Raw genomic sequence first — 21,565 nt, forward strand, 5'->3', positions numbered from 1 at the left:
GGATGCTCCTACTGCTCGTCGGCCAGGGCCGAGATCTGGGACGCCGTGAGGGCGTGGTCGTAGAGGCGGAAGCCGGACACCGCGCCGTGCAGGTGGGGGCGGCGGGTGTCCTGCTGGTCGCCGAGGTAGTTGGCGGTGGTCGCGCCGAGCGCGAGGGGGCTCATGACGAGGCCGTCGTTGCGGCCGGCCTCGGCGCCGTCGAGGTAGAGGACGGCCGAGCCCTTCCCGGCCGTGACGGCGACGTGCGTCCAGGCGCCGGTGGGCAGGGCGGACGGGGCGTCGGCGACGTCCTCGCCCTCCATGCCGGTGACGCGCATCCCGAACCGCGCCCGGCCGGCACCGGTGCGGGCGGTCACCGCGAAGTACGTCTCCCGGTTGAAGCCGAGGTCGAAGACCCGCACGTTGTTCTCGAGCGAGTCGAGCCGGACCCGCAGCACGACCGTCAGCTCGTCCAGGCCGCCGAGCAGCCCGGGCGGGAGCAGGACGTGCCCGCCCCGCCCGTCGAGGACGACGGAGTCGCCGTGCCCCGCCCAGGACGCTCCCGCGGCGAGCTTCGCGTCCGGCCACCGGCCCGCGGCGTCGGCGAGGCTGCGGCCGCGCAGCGGGAAGTGCGCCAGCAGCCCCGGCCGGTGCCGGTGCGCCGGCGTCAGCCAGTAGACGCTGTAGCGCTCGTGCTGGACGTCCGCGAACGGCTTCAGCTCGACCTCGGCGCCGTCGGCCCGCACCGTGTAGTGCAGCGGGCGGCGGCGGTCGGGGCGCAGCGACCGCGGGTCGACCGCCGGGAAGGTGGCGAGCGCCCGGTCCCCGTACCGTCCGGCCAGGACGACCGGGCCGACGGTGACGGCCTGCACGTTCGGGTTGTCGGGGGCCTTGCGCCACACCGGCGCCATCGGCGTCGACAGCTCCACGACGTCGCCGCGCCGCCAGTGCCGCTCGATCTCGGCGTAGCGGCCCGGGCGGACGCGCACCGGCACCGCCCGCCCGTTCACCCGGACGCGCGGCTGCCGGCCCCGGGCGCCCAGCCACCCCGGGATGCGGAGCTTGAGGGTGAAGCGGGACGAGCCACGCGTCACGGTGAGGCGCGTCCGGTCGGCGTACGGGTAACCGGTCTCCTGCCTGATCCCGACGCCGCGCTCCCGCCACGTCAGCTCGGACGGGATGAACAGGTTGACGTACAGCTCGTCCTTCGTGCGGAAGTAGATGCTGTCGGCGAACTTCGTGTGCGTCTCCATGGCGGTGCCGTGGTCGCAGGAGAAGTTGTCGTAGTCGCCGCTGTAGCTGCCGGGCGCCGCGCCGAGGCCGCCCTTCGGCTCGCGCCGCGACCCCGGCCACAGGCCCGTGTAGTACGTGACGAACCCGTGCTCGGACTCGGGGTCCTGCTGGCCCAGCATCTGGTTCAGCAGGGTCCACTCGTAGTGGTCCATGTACGCGGACTCGTCCGGGTCGTGCAGGAACAGCAGCCGCGACAGCTTCAGCATGTTGTAGCTGTTGCAGTTCTCGCAGGTGTCCGACCCGAGCCGGGAGGCGATCTGGTCCGGCGGGCAGAACATCTCGTTGTTGCTGTTGCCGCCGATCACGTACGTGTGGTGGTGGACGACCGTGTCCCAGAAGAACGCCGCGATGTCGCGGTAGCGGGCGTCGCCGGTCGCCTCGTACTCCCGCATCGCGCCGACGATCTTCGGGATCTGGGTGTTGGCGTGGTACCCGTCGAGGGCGTCGCGGCGCTCGGCGAGCGGGCCGTAGATCTCCTCGTGGTCGAACCGGCGGGCCGTCCGCAGGTGCGCGGGGTCGCCGGTCACCTGGTGGAGGGCGGCCAGCACCTCGTTCATGCCGCCGAACTCGACCCGCAGGATCTCCTGCATCCGCTCGTGGCCCAGCTTGCCGTTGCGGGCCTCGGCCCACGCCGCCATGCCGGTCACGACGTCGAGCGCCTGCCGGTTCCCGCTCATCGTGTACTGGTCGAGCAGCCCCGCCATGATCTTGTGGATCGTGTAGTAGGGCGCCCACGGCTTCCCGCCGGACTCCAGGTCCGCGAAGACCGACTCGGGGAACGCCGACAGGTAGCCGGCCGTGAACCCGGCCGACGCGGCCGCCGCCTGGCATTTCGCCAGCTCGGCGACGATGTACCGGCCCTTGGCGGCGAACGCGTCGTCGCCGGTGTTCGCGTGGGCCTGCGCGAGGCCGGACAGCAGGTGGCCCGTCGAGTGCCCGCGCAGCAGGACGTCCGGCGCCTCCCACCCGCCGCACGGCTCGGCCGACGACGGCAGCCCGGCGTTCGTCCGGAACGTGTGCAGCAGCCGGTCGGCGTCGACGAACTTCAGGTAGGCGCAGGTCCGCGCCATGTTGGCGCGGAACGGGCCGTCGAGGAGCGCGACGTCGGAGAGCGGGAAGGGCGCGAGGGCCCCGCCCGCCGGACGTCCGGGCCGGGTGCCGGCGAGCGCCGGGGGCGCCGCCGGGAGCGCGAGCGCGGTGGCGGTGGCACCCGCCGTGCCGATGAAGGCACGGCGGGTGAACGGAGCGGCCGTCATGCGCGCTTGCTCCGGATGCGGTGGTCACCGCGCAGGCCCTCGACGTACACGTAGGCGCCGTCGGACGAGACGCCGCGGGCGTGCGCCCGGCGGCCGTCCCACACCAGGCGGCCGTCCACCCGGACCTCGACGCGCTCGCCGAACGTCGGCACGCCGACCCGTCCGGTCGCCTGCCGCGGGGCGTCCAGGCGGGCGCTGAACGCGCCGTGCTTCGAGACGTTCCAGGACGCCTCGACCTCGCCGGCCGTCGTGGTGATGCTGCCCCGGGCGAACGACAGGTCCGCGGTGTGCGGGACGAAGTCGAACGAGCGCCCGCCGGCGCCGGTCGGCTTCAGGCCGAGGACGTTGAAGGTCAGCGCGGGGGTCGGGCCGGTCGCCCAGGCGTGGGCGAGCGACACGTACGAGCTGCAGAACGCGCAGCCGTCCTCGGCGTTGCGGAACGACTCCCAGAAGGTGCTCTCGGTGCCCTCCGGGTGGTTCAGCATGTAGCCCCACTGGCGCCGGATGATGTCGACGCCGGCCTGGTCGGCCTCGCGGGTCCCGGCGTTGAAGTGGGCGTTGACCTCCATCGACCCGGAGAAGACGCCCGGGTTGCCCTTGTTCTCGGGCGCGGTGGTGCCGATCTCGGTCCAGTTGCCCTTCAGGTACTCGCTGATGCGGCGGGCCTTGGCGTCGCCGGCCAGGCCGTACCAGACGGCGACCGAGTTGCCCGCCTGCGGGTGGATGTCGGAGTCGGGGTAGAACCGGTAGGCGCCGGCCTCCTCGTCCCACAGGTGCGTGTCGATCGCCTCGCGGATCGCTTCCGCGCGCTGCGCGTAGGAGCGGGCGAGGCCGCGGTCGCCCCGCGCCTCGGCCATCTTCGCGCCGGTGTCCAGGACGCGCCACGTCAGGGCGTTCGCGATGAGGTTCTCGCCCTCGGCGAGGATCCGGACGGAGTCGCTCGTCCCGGTGATGTGGACGAGGCCCTTGTCCCGGATCTTGCCGGTGATGAACTCGACGCCCTCGGTGTAGTCGTCCCAGATCGTCGACAGCCAGCGCCGGTCGCCGGTGTGCAGGTAGTGGTCCCAGGTCGCGACGAGGGTCCACAGGTGGTAGGTGTCCGAGCCGTACTTGTCCAGCTCGGGGCCCGCGTACGGCAGCTCGCCGGTGTCGAGCTGCTGCCGGTAGACGGTCGTGAGGGCGTTCTCGGCCGACTCGGTGTCGTCGAACGCCGCGTACGCGGCGGGGACCTCGATGCCGAGGTCGCCCGGCCAGACCGTCCGGTCGCGCTTGGCGCCGTCCACGAGGATGGTGTCGCCGACGCCGACCGTGCCGGTGTTGTCCCACAGCTCGGCGGGCGGCTCCCAGACCCGGCCCCGCTTCGGGGAGATCGTGTTGAGCTGGACGGTGTACGCCCCGGCGTACCAGATCCGGTTGAGCAGGTCGTCGGACGAGTAGAAGTAGTTCGCGTAGTCCGACGGGTCCTTCATCGCCGGCGCGGCGGTGAAGTGCACGGAGACCTTGTCGAGCTCGACGGTGCCCGGGCCCTGCAGGAAGATCGTCAGGTAGCGGAAGCCGCCGCGCAGGTGCGGGTCGGGCGTGGTGTAGGCCGTCCGCCCGTCGACGTCGACCGTGAGGGCGCCGTCGCGCGAGCGGGGGCCGCCCGTGGACGCGTCGCTCGTCGTGCCGACGTACGTGGACGACTCCGCGAACGCGAGGCCGACCTTGCGCGGCCCGTCGGAGTCGGCGAAGTGCAGACCGGTGAGGCCGCCGACCTCCTTGCCGAAGTCGAGCGTGATCGACGCGCCCTCGCCGCTGAGGGTCGTCCGGCGGCCCTTCAGGACGGCCGCCGCGTTCTTCACGTCCCCGGTCGTGCGGAAGACCGACACGGGGCGGAGCGTCCGGGACTTCGACGGCGACAGGACGTACTTCTCCCAGGGGCGGGCGCCGTGCCCGTTGCCGTTGCCGTTCCCCTTGCCGTTGCCGTTGCCGCGGCCGGGGTCGGCCAGGGCGGTTCCCTGGGCCGCCACCAAGGCGGACAGCCCGAGGGCCAGGGCGGCCGCCCCACGGCGGCGCCTGGATACGCTGGAGTGCATGGATTCCTCACATTTCCGGTCTTGAACAGGACGGGGTTGAGGGATTCGCGTGCGGGAGGGCGGGGCCAACGCCCTCCCGCACACGCGTTCCCGGGCCGGTCCGCGGGCGGGCCGCGGACCGGTGGGCCGGGACGGTCGCGGGGTCAGCGGGTGCGGACCTCCTCCTCGGCGTAGGGGACGAGGCGGACGGGGCCGATCAGGCCGTAGTCCTGCCGCTTCGCGTTCCCGTAGACGTCGGGGTCGGCGACGCGCAGCCGGTTGTTCAGCGTCGTCGCGACCTCGACCTCGATCGTGTTGCGGCCGCGCCGCAGGTACGGGCCGACGTCGACCTTCGGGACGAGCACGCTGACGGCGGGCAGCCGGCGGCCGTTGACCGTGACGCGGCAGGTGTCGAACACCGAGCCGAGGTCGAGGACCGCGCCGGCGGCGCCGTCCCGGCCGTCCCACTCGACGGTGGTCGAGTAGGTGCCGATGCCGGAGACGTCCGCCAGCTCGGGGATCTGCGGCCACGGCTTGAGCGCGTCGAGCCGCAGGTCGTGCCGCCGCACCCCGTCGGGCGTCATGTCCTCGACGCGCAGCCGCCAGGACGTCAGCTCGCGCGCCGCGGGGACGCGGCGGATCTCGGTCCGGACGGTCCGGCCGTTCGGCAGGGTGGTGGCGTAGGTCCCGGCGGCGGTCGCGCGGGCGACCAGCCGGTTCCGCTCGACGCGCAGCTCGGCGTCCGACGCCGTGGCGTGCGGCGCGTTCCCGCCGTGCGCCAGCTTGATCACGACGGCCTCGCCGGGCTCCAGCGCGATCCGGAGCGTGACCGTGTCGCCGTCCTCCTCGTAGACCGCGACGCGCCGCTCCTCGCCCGTCCACAGGTCCAGCCGGTACGGGACGGCCCGGCGGTCGGAGCGCGTGAACGTGACCTCGTGGTCGATCGGCGCGACCGGCGGCTTCACCTGGTCGGCGTGCTTGCCGTTGACCAGGTAGTAGTAGTCGGCGCGGCGGTCCTCGCGGTGCGCGACGAGGAGCGTGGAGCTCTGCGCGTAGGACACCGCGGGCGTCAGGCCGAGGTCGGCCAGGGCGCCCGGGACGTCCGCCTCCTCGGCGACGACGCGGACGCGGGGCTGCGCGAACAGGTCCTTCAGGACGGCCCGCAGCTTCGCGTTCTCGCCGTCGCGCTCCAGGCCGGGGACGGTCGCCGCGGACCAGTCGCCGAGGAAGACGAGCGGCAGCCCGGCCTTCGTCAGCTTCAGCATGGTGCGGGCGGTGTCCAGCGGGAGCGTGGCCTCCTTGCCGGCGAACCGGTCGCCCTCGACGAACAGCACCTTGTAGGCGGGGCCGTCCGGGGCGAGGCGGCCGCGCCGGACGGTCGCCGAGCGCAGGTCGAGCAGCGGCGCGCTGATGAACTGGTGCGTCCAGCCGAGCGGGATGCCCTCCTTGGTGAACCATCCGGCGCCGATGCCGGTCTTGGTGTAGCCCTTCTGCCGGAAGACGGCCACGTCGATGCGGCTCGTGCCGGTGCGCATCGTGTGGTGGATCCGCGACATGTAGGCGGCGATGTCCGGGACGTGGCGCCAGGTCGGCTGCCGCGGCCCCCACGACTCCGAGTAGCCGATGTTGCCGCTGTACGGCGTGAACCCGGCGAAGCCGGGCCACTTCGCGCCGGGGGCCGTGGCGTAGGAGAAGCCGTGCAGGACCGTCTGGTTCAGCCCGGCCGCGTAGGCGCCGCCCATGGTGAGCAGCAGCTTCTCCCAGGTGGTGTTGTAGGCGCCGCCCTGGTACGCGCCCGCCTCGCACGACAGGACCTCGCGGCCCGCCATGTCGCGGCCGCCCGCGAGCGCCCGGTAGTCGTCGAGGTTCTTGAACCCGAGCGACTCGCCCTCGGGGACGTCCAGGATCGTCGCCGCCTGCATGGAGTCGGTCTCCAGCCCGTACGGCTGCGCCCGGTACTCCAGCCCGATCGAGTGCGCCCACTTCGCGATCGCCGCGAAGTGGTTCTCGGCGAACAGGTCGGAGACCGTCAGCCAGAAGTCGTGCCGGACGTGCGAGGTGGTCGCGGCGTCGTAGGTGTACACCGGGTCCTCGTCGTGCCGGACGATGACCGGCAGGTACGGCATCAGGTCGTAGCCGCGCCGCTTGCGGAACTCCTCGGGCAGGGCGGGCGTCCAGTTGAGGGCGTCGGTCTCCAGCTCGATCGAGTCCTCGAACAGCGTCCACCCGGCCTGCCGGATCAGCTTCCGGATGCGCGGGGTGAGGAGCTTCGCCTCCCAGAACGCGGTGACCGCGCGGGTCCCGGCCTTGCTGAAGTGGTCGACGACCGTGCTGGGCGGGTCGCTGTGCGGGCCGGACTCGGGCCGCTGCCCGCTGCCGCGCCGCCAGTACGACAGCAGCACCCAGTCGCCGTCGGACGGCGCGGTCCAGGCGATGCGGCCGTTCGCGGCCTTCGCGGTCAGGTCCTGGAAGGAGCCGGCCGCGAGGCCGGTCTCCTTGCGGGTGTCGTTCGCCGGGTCGAGCCGGACGGCGTGCACCGCGACCAGGTGCCGCTTGGTGACGCCGTCCGCGGGCGCCGCGACCGGCTCGGGGACGGGCCCGTCGTGCGTCGCCCCCGCCTCCACCGTGGCCGCGCCGTACGCGAGCTCCTGGACGGCGGCCTCGTCGTCCGGGGTGATCGACGGGACGGCCGCGGGCCACGCCGGGCCCATCGTCAGGTCGACCGTGACGCCGCGGCGCCGCGCCTGGTCGAGCGCCGCCTCGACGGCCTCGTTCCACGCGGGGGTGCCCCAGCCGTGCTTCTTCGGGTCGAGGAGCGACTTGTCGTCGATGCTGTGGTGCAGCGCGACGATCTCCGCGCCGCCGAAGCCGGCGTCGGCGATCTGGTCGATCTCCCGGCGGATTTCGCGCGGGTCGACGTGGGCGTCCGGCCACCACCAGCGGAACCGGGGCCGGACGGCCGCGGCCGGGCGGGCGAACTTGCCGTGCCCGCCCGGGCCGTTCCCGGGCTTGGCGGCGGCGACGGCGGTCTCTCCCCCGAGCGCGGGCACGGCGGCCGCGGCGACGGCGGCGGCGCCGCCGATCTGCAGGACGCGCCTGCGCGAGACCTCGTTGCGGTCGTTCAACTCTTTCCTCCTGTGCGGATCACTGAAATGCGGCCGGAGCCGACCGGGCCGATGGTGAGGAGCCGCCCGGTGACGTCCCGGCCCGTGGCGCGGGGGGCGTGTGCGTGGGGTCCGATGACGCGGTAGCGGCGCGGGTCGTCGTCGCCGAGCTCGACGACGACGCGGGCCGAGGTGTTGGGCGGGACGTCCGCGTCGAGGCGGTATCCGCGGTCGCGGTCCAGGTCGACGGAGACGGGCCCGCGGACGGTCGGGACGCGGCCCGCGGCGCGGGTGAGGCCGCCGGGGCGGGGCCGGATCTCGATCTCGGCGGCGCCCGGCGCCGTGACCCGCACGCCCAGCACGTGGCGGGGGACGGCGTTCGCGGGCGCCGAGCCCCACGCGTGCGAGAACGTCATGTTGGGTTTGAGGGCCGGGTCCCACGCCTCCGCGACGATCGTGGCGCCGAGGTCGTCCATCATGTGCAGCCACGAGTGCGTGCCGGTCGCGGTCATGAGCCCGATGGCGTCCTCGGCGCGGCCGGCGGCGAACAGCGCGTCGAGGAGGAACTGCGCCCCGTAGACGCTGACCTTCATGCCGCCGGCGGCGAGCGTCCGGCCGAGCGCGGCCAGGACGTCGTCGGGGACGGCGCCGGGCCCGGCCACGCCGAGCGCGACCGGGTAGGCGGTGGCGTGCTGGGCGCCGTGCGCGGTGCCGAGGCCGTCGACGAACCGCCCGCCGGGGGCGTCGAGGAGCTTCGCGCGCATCGCGTCGGCGAGCTTCTCCGCCCGGGCGCGCCAGTCCTTCGCGTCGGCCGTCCGGCCGAGGGCGTCCGCGATCTTCGCCATCGCGTCGAACGCGGCGTACTGGCAGGCGTTGACGACCGTGTTGACCTCGGTGAACACGTACCCGTCCCGGTTGGAGGCGGGCCAGTCGACGAGGTCGCCGAGGTCCTGGCTGGACCGCCCCGGGTCCTTGCGGACGAGGCCGTCGTCGCCGATGAACCGGGTCAGGTGCTTGCCCGCGAGGAGGTCGTAGTCGGCGGCGAGCTGCTCGGGGTCGCCGGTGTGCAGGTAGTCCTGCCACGCCGACATGACGTTCATCAGCCGGTACTCGGTCGGCCAGGTGTGGTTGCGGGCGAGGAACGCGTCGGACGCGCGGGCCAGCGCGAACGAGCGCTGCGTCCCGTACTCGGACGCCTGGTTGATCAGCACGTCGCCCTCGTACGGGCCGCGCTCGCGGGTCGGGGTGTCGACGTACAGGTCGCCGCGCGTCGCCTCGATCGAGTAGCGGCACATCGCGTACACGCGGTCGAGGTCGGGGCTGGAGCTGGTGAACGACGCGGCGCCGTCGTCCCAGTCGGCGCGCCAGAACCGCCCGGTGACGGCGCCGGACAGGTCCAGGTCGCCGTCGGTGACGAGCTGCGCGTAGCGGAAGCCGCGGTAGCCCCAGTGCTCGATCGTCTGGGGGCCGTCCCGCAGCGTCCAGATCTCCCGGTAGGTGACCTGGGCGCGCAGGGCGTGCCGGACGGTGCCGTCGCCGTTCAGCTCCTCGCCGAGCCGCACCTCGACGGTCTGCCCCGCCTTCCCGCGCACGGACAGGCGCAGCCCGCCGACGATCTCGCGGCCGAGGTCGACCAGCCACGTGCCGGGCGCGGTCCGGCGGACGGACGCGGGGCGGACGTCGTGCAGCCGGACGGGCTCGACGAGCGCGGGCTCCAGGCCGTCGATCGGGTCCCGGACGGCGGCCGGCTCCCACGCCGCGTCGTCGAACCCCGGCCGCGTCCAGCCCGCGGGCTCGTGCCGCATGTCCCAGTACTCCTGGCGGCAGTGGTAGTACCCGGTGCCGATCGTGCCCGCGTCGCGCAGCATCCCGGCCTGGCGCCGCGCCCGCCAGGCGCGCCCGGTGTCGACGGTCGCGGTCGTCCCGTCGGCGTAGGTGACGGCGAGGCGGGCGACGAACCGCTTGTCCGCGGTGGTGAACGCGAGCGCGGCGAGGGCGTTGCGGCCGGGCCGCAGCAGGCGCGCCACGTCGAACGAGTGGTACTTCGGCGCCCCGGCCCCCGACCGCATCGACGCGAACCCGGCGACCTCGCCGTTCGCCCACACCTTCGCGGGGTACTGCCGGGTCGGCTCCGGCGACTGCGCGGCGACGTGCAGCACCGCCGCCGCGATCTCCTTGCGGGCGAGGACGAACTCCGTGCGCAGCAGCGCCCAGTCGTCGTCGGGCGCCCCCGCCGAGGACAGCGCCGACTGCCCGCCGCCGAGCGTCAGCACGCCGTTCTCGACCGTCCCGGCGGAGAACGTGCCGCGCCCGGCGGTGAAGTCCTCGTCGAGGACGGCGGTGCCGTCGGCGGCGGTGAACGCGACGCGGTCCCAGGCGTTGGACTCCGTCGACCCATTGCGCATCCCGACCGTGCCCGTGCGGTGCGTGCCGTCGGCGGTCGTGTCGACGACCGTCCCGTCGATCGAGGTCGTGAACGTGTCGCCCGACATCTCGATCGCGACGTCGTACCAGCGTCCCGTCTCGACGGGGACGGCGAGGGCCTTCTCCTCCAGCACCCGGTAGGAGCCGTCCACGCACACGTGCTTCTTCAGCACCCCGGGCGTCCCGGCGCGGAGCTGCCACAGGTAGTTGGCGCCGGCGCCGGACGCCCGGAACCACAGGCTCGCGGCGACGGCCGCGATGCGCACGCGGGCGGTGAGGACGCCGTCGCCGGGCGCCTCGGCCGCCGGGGCCCAGACCGGGTCGGCGGTCCACGCGTCCACGCCGGTGGCGAGCAGCGCGGGCTCCGACCAGCGGGACGCGCGGTTCCCGTCGTACGTCCGGACCCGCCACCAGTACGCCGTCTCGGGGGCGAGGTCGGGGCCGCCGTACGGGACGGCCGCGGAGTCGGCCGACGCGACGCGGCCGCTGTCCCACGTGCGCGGGCCGCGCTCGAGCCCGCGCGGGGTCGTCGCGAACTGGAGCCGGTAGTGGGTCTGCTTCGTGTCGTGCCCCAGGTCGGCGACCTGCCAGCTCAACCGGGGCCGCGCGGCCCGCACGCCGAGGCCGGCCGGGAGGAGCGAGGTCAGCAGCCCGGACGGCGCCCGCCGCGCGGCCCCCGGCGCGGGGGCCGCGGCGGCGGTGCCGGCCAGCGGGCCGGCGAGGGGGCCCGCGGAGCCGAGGACGACGGCGCCGGCCGTCCCGGCGGTCGAGGCCGCCAGGAAGCGGCGGCGGCTCATGCCCGTTTCGTTGGTCATGGAGCGTTCCCTACAGGTGGTTCGAACGAAAGTGGACGCGACCGGAGCCGACCTCGAAGACCGCGTAGCGGCGGTGACGGAGAGAGCAGGGCGCGGCGGGGGCGGTGGGCGTGCATGGTTCTCCTGTTCGCGCTGGGGGTGGCGGGGAGGGCGGGCGGGGTGGGCGCCCTCCCCGCGCGGCGGGTCGGGAGGGTCGGGTCAGCCGGTGCCGGGGGCCGGCCCGGGTGCGGGGGCGGTGAAGCGGTACGAGCCGGAGCCGACGGCGAACACGGCGGCGCCGTCCCGCATCCGCAGGAACCTCGCCCCCTCCTGCCGCACCTGCGCGGCGGACCGGGCCGGGACCCACACCTCGGCGGTGGTGTTGACCGGGACGGACACCGACAGCTCGAAGCGGCCGCCGGCGACCGACCACGCCGTCTCGATCGGGCCGTACATCGAGTCGTGGCGGCCGCGGGCGCGCCCGACCTCGCCGCCCGGGCGCGGCCGGATCACGGTCCTGCGGTAGCCGGGCTCGGCCGGGGCGATGCCGGTGATGTTGGCGTACATCCACTCCCCCACCGCGCCGTAGGCGTAGTGGTTGAAGGAGTTCATCGCCGGGTCCTCGAAGCCGCCGTCGGGCCTGATCGAGTCCCAGTGCTCCCACATCGTGGTGGCGCCCTTGCCGATCTGGTAGCCCCACGACGGGTACGTCTTCTGGTGCAGCAGCCGGTACGCGACGTCGGTGTGCCCGGTCTCGGTCAGCACCGGCAGCAGTTCCGGCGTGCCGAGGAAGCCGGTGGACAGGTGCCAGCCGCGCGCCTCGATCAGCTCGACGAGCCGGTCCGCGGCGGGCCCGCGCGCGTCCTCGGGCAGCACGCCGAACGCCAGGGCGAGCGCGTAGGCGGTCTGGGTGTCGCCCTTGACGCGGGCTCCGCCCTCGGTGACGTACGCGTCGTCGAACGCGGCGCGCACCCGTCCGGCGAGGTCCTCGTACCGCTCGGCGTCCGCGTCCTCGCCCAGGACGCGGGCGGTCTCGGCGACGAGCGCCGCGCTGTGCGCGAAGTAGGCGGTGCCGATGACGTCCTTGGGCGTCTCGTCCTCGACGTTCAGCCAGTCGCCGTACCCGGACGCGGGGCGCAGCAGCCCGTCGCTGTTCCGCTCCAGGTACGCGATCCACTTCCGCATCGCCGGGTAGTTGTCCTCCAGGACGCGGCGGTCGCCGTACGCCTGGTACAGGTTCCACGGGACGGTGACGCCCGCGTCACCCCAGCCGGCCGAGCCTCCGCCGAGGAAGCCGACCTTCGGCGCGACGTCCGGGAACGCGCCGTCCTCCGACTGCGCGTCGCGCATGTCCCGCATCCACTTGGTGAGAAAGCGGGCGGACCGCATGTTGTAGGCGGCGGTGCGCCCGAAGACGTTGATGTCGCCGGACCAGCCCATGCGCTCGTCCCGTGCCGGGGTGTCGGTCGGGATGCTGAGGAAGTTGCCGCGCTGCCCCCACGTGATGTTGCTGTGGAGCCGGTCGAGCATCGGCACGTCGGTGTCGAACTCCATGGTGAACGGCTCGGCGGTGTGCATGACGCGCCCGGTGACGGCGTCCGGGCCCGGCGTGCCGGGGTAGCCGGTGACCTCGACGTACCGGAAGCCGTGGAAGGTGTACCGGGGCTCATAGGTCTCGGCGCCGCCGCCCTTGAGCGTGTAGGTGTCGGTGGCCTTCGCGGTGCGCAGGTTCGCGGTGTAGAGGGTGCCGTCCTCGTTGAGGACCTCGCCGTGCCGCAGCGTGACCGTCCGACCGGCCTCGCCGGACACGCGCAGCCGCACCGCGCCCACCATGTTCTGGCCGAGGTCGAAGATGTGCACGCCCTTCGCCGGGCTGGTGACCTCCACGGGCCGGATCTCCCGCTCGACCCGGGTGGGCGCGGCGGACTGGGCGACGGGGAGGGGGCCGGCCTCCTCGTCGACCAGGACGGGCTTCCACGCCGCCGCGTCGAACCCGGGGCGGCTCCAGCCGGGGGTCTCCTCGCGGGCGTCGTACGCCTCGCCCATGAGCAGGTCGGACGTCTGGACCGGCCCCACCGCGCTCCGCCAGCCCGGATCGGTGACGATCTTCTGGGACGTCCCGTCGGTGTAGTCGATCCGCAGCTGGGCGCGGAACCACGGGCGGTCGCCGTACTGGCCCGGCCCGAAGATGGCGATGTGCCCGGAGTACCAGCCCGGCGCGAGCGTCGCGCCGATCGCGTTGCCGCCCTTGCGCAGCAGCTTCGTGACGTCGTACGTCTGGTACTGGACGCGCTTGGAGTAGTCGGTCCAGCCGGGGGTCAGCTCGTCGTTCCCGACCCGGCGCCCGTTGATCTCCGCGGTGTAGACGCCGAGCGCGGTCGAGTAGAGGCGGGCCCGCGCGATCTTCTTCCCGACCGCGAACTCCTTGCGGAGCCGCGAGGTCATGCCGTCGGCGCCGGACGACACGGTCTGGAACGAGAAGCGGCGGTCGCCGTCCACGGGCTCGCCGTCCCGGTACGCCGTGCCGTGCTCGTAGCCGCCTTCCGTGTGCCCCCACCAGCCGATCTGCCCGGACGGCTCCGACTGCTCCACGTAGTACGTCCCGGCGGGAGCGGGCTCGTCCAGTTCGAGGGTCGCCTCGGCGTTGTCGGGGTGGTTCTCCACGCGGCGCCGGGCGAGCACCGCGCCGTCCGGGCCGTCCGCGCGCAGGGCGACGGTCACGTCGGCGTCGGAGGTCTGCCAGGTCGGCATCGGGATCGACACCGACGTGACCGGCTCGTCGGAGACGAACGTCTGCCCCTGCGTTCCCTCCGCGAGCCGCGACGGGTCGTTCTGCCCGGTGAAGGAGGTCGGGAGCGGCAGCGGCGCGTCGTGCCCGATCCACGCGCCGCCGAGGTCCCGGCCGTCCAGCAGGCCGGTCTCCCACCACGTGGGCTCGCTCCACCGCGAGGGGCGGCCCCGGTCGTCCCACACGCGGACGGTCCAGTGGTAGCGGGTGCGGGGTTCGAGCGCGGGCCCGCCGTACGGCACCAGGACCGACCGCGGCGACGCGACCCTGCCGCTCGTCCAGACGTCGGCGGACGCGAGCCGCGACGGGGCGGACGCGACGCGGATCTCGTAGGCGGACTGGCTCCGGTTCCGGGCGGGCGAGGCCAGCCGCCAGGAGAAGCGCGGCCGGGGGTCGTCGATGCCGAGCGGGCGGTCGCCGTACTCGGTGGTGGTCGAGGCGACGCGGACGCCGCCGGGGTCGGCCGCCGCCGGGGCGGTGCCCCCGGCGGTGACGGCCAGGAGGAGGGCCGACGGGAGGATGAGGAGTCTGGACCGTGCCGGTCGCATGGGCTGCCTCCGGTTTCGGGCACGGCGGGCCGAGCCCGCGGCCGCGCGCACGCGGCCGGGGCTCCGCTCGCCTGCCCCTAGGGTGGGATCCCCCGATCACACTCTCTTGTCGTGACGGTCTTCGGTTGTGGCGGTCGCCGGACGCGCCGTCAGCGCAGGAACGCCGCGGCGACTCCGGCGTCCACGGGCACGTGCAGGCCCGTCGTGTGGGTCAGGTCCCCGCCGGTGAGGGCGAAGACGGCCGCCGCGACGTGCTCGGGCAGCACCTCGCGCTTGAGCAGCGTCCGCTGGGCGTAGAACTCGCCGAGCTTCTCCTCCTCGACGCCGTACACGGCGGCGCGCTTGGCGCCCCAGCCGCCGGCGAAGATCCCGGAGCCGCGCACCACGCCGTCGGGGTTGACGCCGTTGACGCGGATGCCGTGCTCGCCCAGCTCGGCCGCCAGCAGCCGCACCTGGTGCGCCTGGTCGGCCTTGGTCGCGCCGTAGGCGATGTTGTTCGGCCCGGCGAACACGCCGTTCTTGGACGCGATGTAGACGATGTCGCCGCCCATCTCCTGGTCGACCATCACCCGGGTGGTCTCCCGGGCGACGAGGAAGGAGCCGCGCGCCATCACGTCGTGCTGGAGGTCCCAGTCCGCGACGGTCGTATCCAGCAGCGGCTTGGAGATCGACAGCCCGGCGTTGTTCACCACCAGGTCCACGCCGCCGAACGCCAGGACGGCGTCCCGCACGGCCGCCGCGATCTCGTCCTCGGACGTGACGTCCGCCGCGACGGCCACCGCGACGTCCGACGCCCGCAGCGCGGACGCGCCCAGCTCGGCGGCGATCTTCTCCGCCCCGGCCAGGTCGCGGTCGGCGACGACCACGCAGGCGCCCTCGGCGGCCAGCCGGCGCGCGGTGGCCGCGCCGATGCCCGACCCGCCGCCGGTCACCAGCGCGACGCGGGTGGCGAGCGGCTTCGGCTTCGGCATCCGGCGGAGCTTGGCCTCCTCCAGCTCCCAGTACTCGATGCGGAACTTCTCCGCCTCGTCGATCGGCGCGTACGACGACAGCGCCTCCGCGCCGCGCATCACGTTGATCGCGTTGACGTAGAACTCGCCCGCGACCCGCGCCGTCTGCTTGTTCGCGCCGAAGGAGAACATGCCGACGCCGGGCACCAGGACGATCGCGGGGTCCGCGCCGCGCATCGCCGGGGAGTCCGGGGTCGCGTGCCGCTCGTAGTAGGCGGCGTACTCCTCCCGGTACTTCGCGTGCAGCTCCTTCAGCCGCGCCTTGACGTCGTCGAGCGGCGCGGACGGCGGCAGGTCCAGCACCATCGGGGCGACCTTGGTGCGCAGGAAGTGGTCCGGGCAGGACGTGCCGAGCGCGGCCAGCCGCGGGTGCTCGGCGCGCGACACGAAGTCGAGCACCGCCTCGCTGTCGGTGTAGTGCCCCACCTGCGGGCGGTCCGCGGACGCGAGCCCGCGGATCAGCGGGAACAGCGCGGCGGCGCGCTCGCGGCGCTCGGCCTCCGGCAGCGGCTCGTACCCGTCGACCACCGGGCCGAACGGTTCGGCCCGGCCGTGCTCGGCGATGTACGCCTCGGCCGTCCGGATGATCTCCAGCGAGTTCGCCCGGCACTCCTCGCTGGTGTCGCCCCAAGCGGTGATGCCGTGCCCGCCCAGGATGACGCCGATGGCCCGCGGGTTCGCCTTCTTGATCGCGGCGATGTCGAGGCCGAGCTGGAAGCCGGGCCGCCGCCACGGCACCCACGCCACCCGGTCGCCGAAGATCCGGCGGGTCAGCTCCTCGCCGTCGGCGGCCGTCGCGATCGCGATGCCCGAGTCGGGGTGCAGGTGGTCGACGTGCGCGGCCTCCACCAGGCCGTGCATCGCGGTGTCGATGGACGGCGCCGCGCCGCCCTTGCCGTGCAGGCAGTAGTCGAACGCGGCGACCATCTCGTCCTCGCGCTCCACGCCCGGGTAGACGTCCACGAGCGCGCGCATCCGGTCCAGCCGCAGCACGGCCAGGCCCTTCTCGGTGAGGGTGCCGAGGTCGCCGCCGGAGCCCTTCACCCACATCAGCTCGACGTCGCGGGCCGTCACGGGGTCGGTGACGGTGCCCTTCGCCGAGGCGTTGCCGCCCGCGTAGTTGGTGTTGCGGGGGTCGGAGCCGAGGGTGTTGGCCCGTTCCAGCAGCTTGCCCACCTCGGGTGGGGTCGCGGTCATCGATGCTCTCCTTGTCGGTGCCGAATCCGGATCAGCGTTCTGCGGTCAGAGGGACGGGCCCGATGCGGCCGCCCGCGGCACGGGCCGGAGCGAACTCCCCGGCCGAACCGCTGCCACCGTGCCGGCGGCCTCGCCTCGGCCCGGAGCCAGGTCCCGGCCGAACCGCTGCCACCGTGTCGGCGGCCTTCTTACAGGGGCGGCCGGAGCGAGCTCTGCGAGCGGAGGCCGCCCCGGGTCCCGGGAGGGTCAGGCGCCCCAGCCGGCGGCCTGGCCGTCCTTGCGCTCGTCGACGACCCGCTCGTAGTAGCCGGACGCCTTGTACGCGGCGATCGGGTCCGGGTGCAGGCCCATCTCCTCGCGCAGCTCGGCCAGCAGCGGGCGGACGTCGGTGTTGTAGGCGTCCATGAAGATCGCGTTGGCCCCGAGGACGTCGCCGGCGGCCTGCGCGGCCGACAGCGCCTCGCGGTCGATCAGCAGCGCCTTCGCGGTGGCCTCCTGCACGTTCATCACCGAGCGGATCTGGCCCTGGATCTTCGGCTCGATGTTGTGGCACTGGTCGAGCATGAACGCCACGCCCGTCTCGGCGTCGTACCCGCCGCCGCGCACCACCTCGTGCATGATGCGGAACAGCTGGAACGGGTCGGCGGCGCCCACCATCAGGTCGTCGTCGGCGTAGAAGCGGGAGTTGAAGTCGAACCCGCCGAGCTTCCCCTCGCGCAGCAGGAACGCCACGATGAACTCGATGTTGGTGCCGGGCGCGTGGTGCCCGGTGTCCACGACGACCTGCGCCTTCGGGCCGAGCTTGACGCAGTGCGCGTAGGACGCGCCCCAGTCCGGCAGGTCGGTCATGTAGAACGCGGGCTCGAACAGCTTGTACTCCAGCAGGAACCGCTGGTCGTCGCCGAGCCGCTCGTAGACGGCGGCGAGCGCCTCGGCCATCCGGTCCTGCCGGGCGCGGACGTCGTCCTGGCCCGGGTAGTTCGTGCCGTCGGAGAACCACAGCTTCAGGTCGCGGGAGCCGACCTGGTCCATGATGTCGACGCACTCGAGCAGGTGGTCCAGGGCCTTGCGGCGAATCTTCGGGTCGGGGTTGGTGACGCTGCCGAGCATGTAGTCGTCGTCCTGGAAGACGTTGGAGTTGACGGCGCCGATCCGCACCCCCTTCTCCCGCGCGTGCGCCGCCAGCGCGGCGTAGTCGTCCACCCGGTCCCAGGGGATGTGCACCGCCACCTTCGGCGCGACCCCGGTGAAGCGGTGCACCTGCGCGGCGTCGTCGATCTTCTCCTGCGGGGTCCGCGGCACCCCCTGCTGGGCGAAGACCTTGAAGCGGGTCCCCGAGTTCCCGTACGCCCAGGAGGGAGTCTCGATCTCCTGGCGGCGCAGGGCGTCCTTCACCGCGCTGGTGTCGCTCACGGTCAACCTCTCGATTCGTCAGTAGCCCTCTGGTGAAGGGCGCGTGTTTCCGGTGGTCCGCCTCAGTCGAGGTGGAAGACCTCTTCCAGCGGCCGCATCCCGTCGTCGGGGCGGCCGTCGAGGTCCTCGAACAGCGGCGCCATCTCCGCCTGCCAGCGGGCGTTGACGTCGGTGCGGGCCATGCGCTCCCGCGCGGCCTCGAAGTCGTCGGTCTCCAGGTAGCCGACGAGGAGGCCGTCCTCGCGCAGGAACAGCGAGTAGTTGTGCCAGCCGGAGTCGCGCAACGCGTCCTGCATGTCGGGCCAGACCGCCTGGTGGCGCACCTTGTACTCCTCCAGGCGGTCCTGCCTGACCTTCAGCAGGAAGCACACGCGCTTGCTGCTTCCGGAGTCCATGCGACGATCAGAACTGGAACTCGTCGATGTTCTCGGTGTTGAACTTCGTCGGCGGGCCGAGGATGATCTCGCCGTTCGGCTGGATCGTGCGCTCGCCGAGGTCGCCGGCCTTCAGCACCTCGCCCTCCTTGCCGGTGATCTGGCCGGACGCCAGCGCGCCGCCGGCGTACGCGGCGAGGTAGCCGAGCTGCTTCGGGTCCCAGAGGGCGAACTCCTCGACGGTCTTGTTCTTGATGAACTGCCGCATCTGGTTCGGGGTGCCGAGGCCGGTCACCGCGACCTTGCCCTTGTACTCGGAGCCGTCGATGTAGCGGGCCGCGGCGGCGATGCCGACCGTGGTCGGGGCGATGATGCCCTTCAGGTCCGGGTAAGCCTGCAGGAGGCCCTGCGTCTGCTGGAAGGACTTCTGGTCGTCGTCGTCGCCGTAGGCGACCTTGACCAGCTCCATCTCGGCGTACTCGGGCTTCTCGAGCTCCTTCTTCATGAGCTCGATCCAGGCGTTCTGGTTGGTGGCGTTCGCCGTCGCCGACAGGATCGCGAACTTGCCCTTGCCGTCGATCTGCTCGGCGAGCATCTCGACCTGGGTGCGGGCGATGTCCTCGGAGCTCGCCTGCTTGATGAACACGTCGCGGCACTCGGGCGCCGTGTCGGAGTCGTAGGCGACGATGGCGATGTCCTGCTGCATGGCCTGCTTGAGCGGGCCGCACACCGCGTTCGGGTCGTTCGCCGAGATCATGATCGCGTCGTGCTGCTGCTGGATCAGCGTGTTGATGTAGGAGACCTGCGAGGACGCGGACGCGTCGGACGGGCCGACCTCCTTCGCCTCGGCCTCGAACCCCTTCGCCGCCGCGATGCCCGAGTCGTCGACGATCTTCATGTACGGGTTGTTGACCTGCTTGGGCAGGAACGCGAGCTTCAGGCCCTTCTCCATGGGCGCGCTCGGGTTCGCGGTCTTGCCGCTGCCGGCCTTGTCGCCGGAGCTCTCGGCCGACTCCTTCGTGGTGCCGCCGCAGGCGGCGAGCGACAGCGCGAGCGCGCCGGCGGTCGCCGCGGCGAGGGCGCGGCGCGGGAGGCGCAGACGGACGGTCATTGGTGTGCCTTTCGAAGAATCCAACTGGGGTGGGTCGCGCGAGGGCGGGGGGCGGGGTCGGTGGGGCTAGGTGGAGGCGGCGGGGGACGCGGGTCTCGCGCCCCGCCGCCGTCCTCGCGCCTCGCGGGACACGGCGATCAGCCGCGGCGTGAGGACGCTGATGATGAGCAGGAAGCCGGTGACGATCGACTGGGTCTCGGTGCTGACGTCGTTGAGCATCAGCAGGTTGCGCAGCAGGCCGATCACCAGCACCGCGGCGATGACGCCGCCGAGGGTGCCCTTGCCGCCGTCGAAGTCGATCCCGCCGAGCAGCACCGCCGCGATGACGGTCAGCTCCAGGCCGAGGCCGTTGTCGGCGCGGGCGCTGCCGTAGCGGAGCGTGTAGATGATGCCGGCGAGGGCGGCGACGACGCCCGACACCGCGAACAGCACGAACTTGATCCGCTTGACGCGGATGCCGGCGAAGTACGCGGCGTCCTCCTGCGCGCCGATCGCGAACAGCGAGCGGCCGATGCCGGTGGCGTGCAGGACGACCGCGGTCAGCAGCGCCAGGACGGCGAACAGCGCGATCGGGTACGGGATCGGCGTGCCCGGCACGTTGTTCAGCGTCATGTCGGTGTAGGTCTGGGGGAACTGCGACACCGCGCCGGTGCCGAGCGTGACGTAGGCCAGGCCCCGGTAGAGGGTCATCGTGCCGATCGTCACCGCCAGGGACGGCAGCCCCAGCTTCGTCACCAGGAACCCGTTGACCAGGCCGCAGACCAGCCCGACCGCGAGCACGATCGGGATGATCGACTCGATGGCCATGCCGCCGTCCCACAGCTTGCCGGTGAGGGCGCTGCACAGGCCGAGCACGGACGCGACCGACAGGTCCACCTGGCCGCAGACGACCAGCAGCGTCATCGGCAGCGCGATGAGCGCGATCTCCGACAGGTCCCGCAGCGCGAACGACAGGTTTCCGCTGTTGCCGAAGTCGGGCGAGACCCCGATGCCGCCGACGAACACCGCGACCAGCAGCGCCGTGATGGCCGTCTCCCACCGGACGAACCGTCCGGCCGCACCCGTCTTCGAGAGGGAGCGCGCGTCGCTCGTCATGAGTCCTTCCCCTTCGTGACCGTGACCGTCTCGGACCCGGCCGCCGCGGACCCGGCCTTCGCCGCCGCGCCGGGCGCGTCGACCGAATGCCTGGTGCGGGACTTCAGCGCCCGTGCGACGCGCAGCTCCAGCAGCCGGTCCACGCTGATCGCCAGGAGCAGCAGCACACCGGTGATGGCCTGCTGCCAGAACGAGTTGACCTTGAGCACCACCAGCACGCTGCCGATGGTGGTGAGCAGGAGCGCGCCGAGCGCCGCGCCGTACACGGTGCCGACGCCGCCGGTGATCGCGACGCCGCCGACCACGACGGCGCTGACGACCGTCAGCTCCCAGCCGTTGGCGGCGTCGGCGACGACCGTGCCGAACCGGGCCAGCCACAGCACCCCGGCGAGGCCGGCGAGGCCGCCGCTGACGAGGTAGGCGGTCAGCACGCGGCGGCGGATCGGGATGCCGGCCAGGCGCGCCGCCTCCGGGCTCGATCCGATCGCGTAGAACTCGCGGCCGGACGAGTAGGAGCGCAGGTAGTACCCGACCATCAGCATCACGATCACCGTGATGATCGGCAGGTACGGGACGCCGAGGACGCCGCCGGTGCCGATCGACAGGATCCCGTCCGGCACCTCGGACGCGCTGATCTGCTCGCCCTGCGCGATGCGGTACTGGAGCCCCTGGATCACGTACAGCGTGCCGAGCGTGACGACCAGGGCGGGCACCCTGCAGAAGCTGACGAGCAGCCCGTTGACGAGGCCGCAGAGGAGGCCGATGCCGACGCCGAGGGCGACGGCGACGAGGATGTTGGTGTCGCTGTCCGACACGAAGCTGCCGACGAGGAACGCGACGAGCCCGACGGTCGACCCGACCGACAGGTCGATGTTGCGGGTGACGACCACGATCGTCTGCCCGACGGCCAGCAGCACCAGGATCGAGGCGTTGAGGAAGATGTCCTTCACGCCCTGCTCGGACAGGAACCGCGGGTTCGCGATCGTCGTGGCGACGACCAGGACGACCAGCGCCCCGAAGATGCTCAGCTCGCGCGCGCGCAGGATGAAGTCGACGAGGCGGCGCCCTCCCCCCGGCGCGCCGTCCGGCCCGCTGCGGGCCGGGGACTCTGCGAGGACGGTCATG

General features: G+C 73.1%; 11 protein-coding genes. All 11 read right to left on the minus strand.

Annotation, left to right across the window (positions count from 1 at the left end; translation table 11 throughout):
* Positions 1 to 8: 8 nt before the first annotated feature.
* A complete protein-coding gene (locus H505_RS0128040) occupies positions 9 to 2,528 on the minus strand; it encodes a glycoside hydrolase family 127 protein (RefSeq protein ID WP_026404635.1) in 2,520 nt (839 codons plus the stop codon).
* Complete coding sequence (locus tag H505_RS44780; protein WP_084550910.1) at positions 2,525 to 4,603, minus strand: alpha-L-rhamnosidase-related protein; 2,079 nt, start codon at positions 4,601 to 4,603, stop codon at positions 2,525 to 2,527. The genes H505_RS0128040 and H505_RS44780 overlap by 4 nt, the downstream gene beginning before the upstream one ends.
* 143 nt (positions 4,604 to 4,746) lie before the next feature.
* Positions 4,747 to 7,707, minus strand: coding sequence for a glycosyl hydrolase (locus tag H505_RS0128050; RefSeq protein ID WP_026404636.1), 2,961 nt, complete (start codon positions 7,705 to 7,707; stop codon positions 4,747 to 4,749).
* Positions 7,704 to 10,925 (minus strand): family 78 glycoside hydrolase catalytic domain, encoded by a 3,222-nt coding sequence (locus tag H505_RS0128055; RefSeq protein WP_026404637.1) that lies wholly within the window; start codon positions 10,923 to 10,925, stop codon positions 7,704 to 7,706. Before H505_RS0128055 ends, H505_RS0128050 begins: the two co-directional genes overlap by 4 nt.
* Positions 10,926 to 11,123: 198 nt before the next feature.
* Positions 11,124 to 14,240 (minus strand): glycoside hydrolase family 78 protein, encoded by a 3,117-nt coding sequence (locus H505_RS0128060; protein WP_034520216.1) that lies wholly within the window; start codon positions 14,238 to 14,240, stop codon positions 11,124 to 11,126.
* Between the two features lie 149 nt (positions 14,241 to 14,389).
* Complete coding sequence (locus H505_RS0128065) at positions 14,390 to 16,447, minus strand: bifunctional rhamnulose-1-phosphate aldolase/short-chain dehydrogenase (protein ID WP_026404639.1); 2,058 nt, start codon at positions 16,445 to 16,447, stop codon at positions 14,390 to 14,392.
* 246 nt (positions 16,448 to 16,693) lie between these two features.
* Positions 16,694 to 17,860 (minus strand): L-rhamnose isomerase, encoded by a 1,167-nt coding sequence (gene rhaI / locus H505_RS0128070; protein WP_026404640.1) that lies wholly within the window; start codon positions 17,858 to 17,860, stop codon positions 16,694 to 16,696.
* A 62-nt stretch (positions 17,861 to 17,922) separates the two neighbouring features.
* Positions 17,923 to 18,255, minus strand: coding sequence for an L-rhamnose mutarotase (locus tag H505_RS0128075; protein WP_026404641.1), 333 nt, complete (start codon positions 18,253 to 18,255; stop codon positions 17,923 to 17,925).
* A gap of 7 nt (positions 18,256 to 18,262) precedes the next feature.
* A complete protein-coding gene (gene rhaS, locus H505_RS0128080; RefSeq protein WP_026404642.1) occupies positions 18,263 to 19,345 on the minus strand; it encodes a rhamnose ABC transporter substrate-binding protein in 1,083 nt (360 codons plus the stop codon).
* 66 nt (positions 19,346 to 19,411) lie between these two features.
* Positions 19,412 to 20,440, minus strand: coding sequence for an ABC transporter permease (locus H505_RS44785; protein WP_051301254.1), 1,029 nt, complete (start codon positions 20,438 to 20,440; stop codon positions 19,412 to 19,414).
* Positions 20,437 to 21,564: an ABC transporter permease gene (locus H505_RS44790; protein ID WP_084550911.1), complete on the minus strand. Its 1,128-nt coding sequence runs from the start codon at positions 21,562 to 21,564 to the stop codon at positions 20,437 to 20,439. Before H505_RS44790 ends, H505_RS44785 begins: the two co-directional genes overlap by 4 nt.
* Between the last annotated feature and the right edge of the window lies 1 nt (position 21,565).

It is taken from the genome of Actinomadura rifamycini DSM 43936, assembly GCF_000425065.1.
Lineage (GTDB): Bacteria > Actinomycetota > Actinomycetes > Streptosporangiales > Streptosporangiaceae > Spirillospora > Spirillospora rifamycini.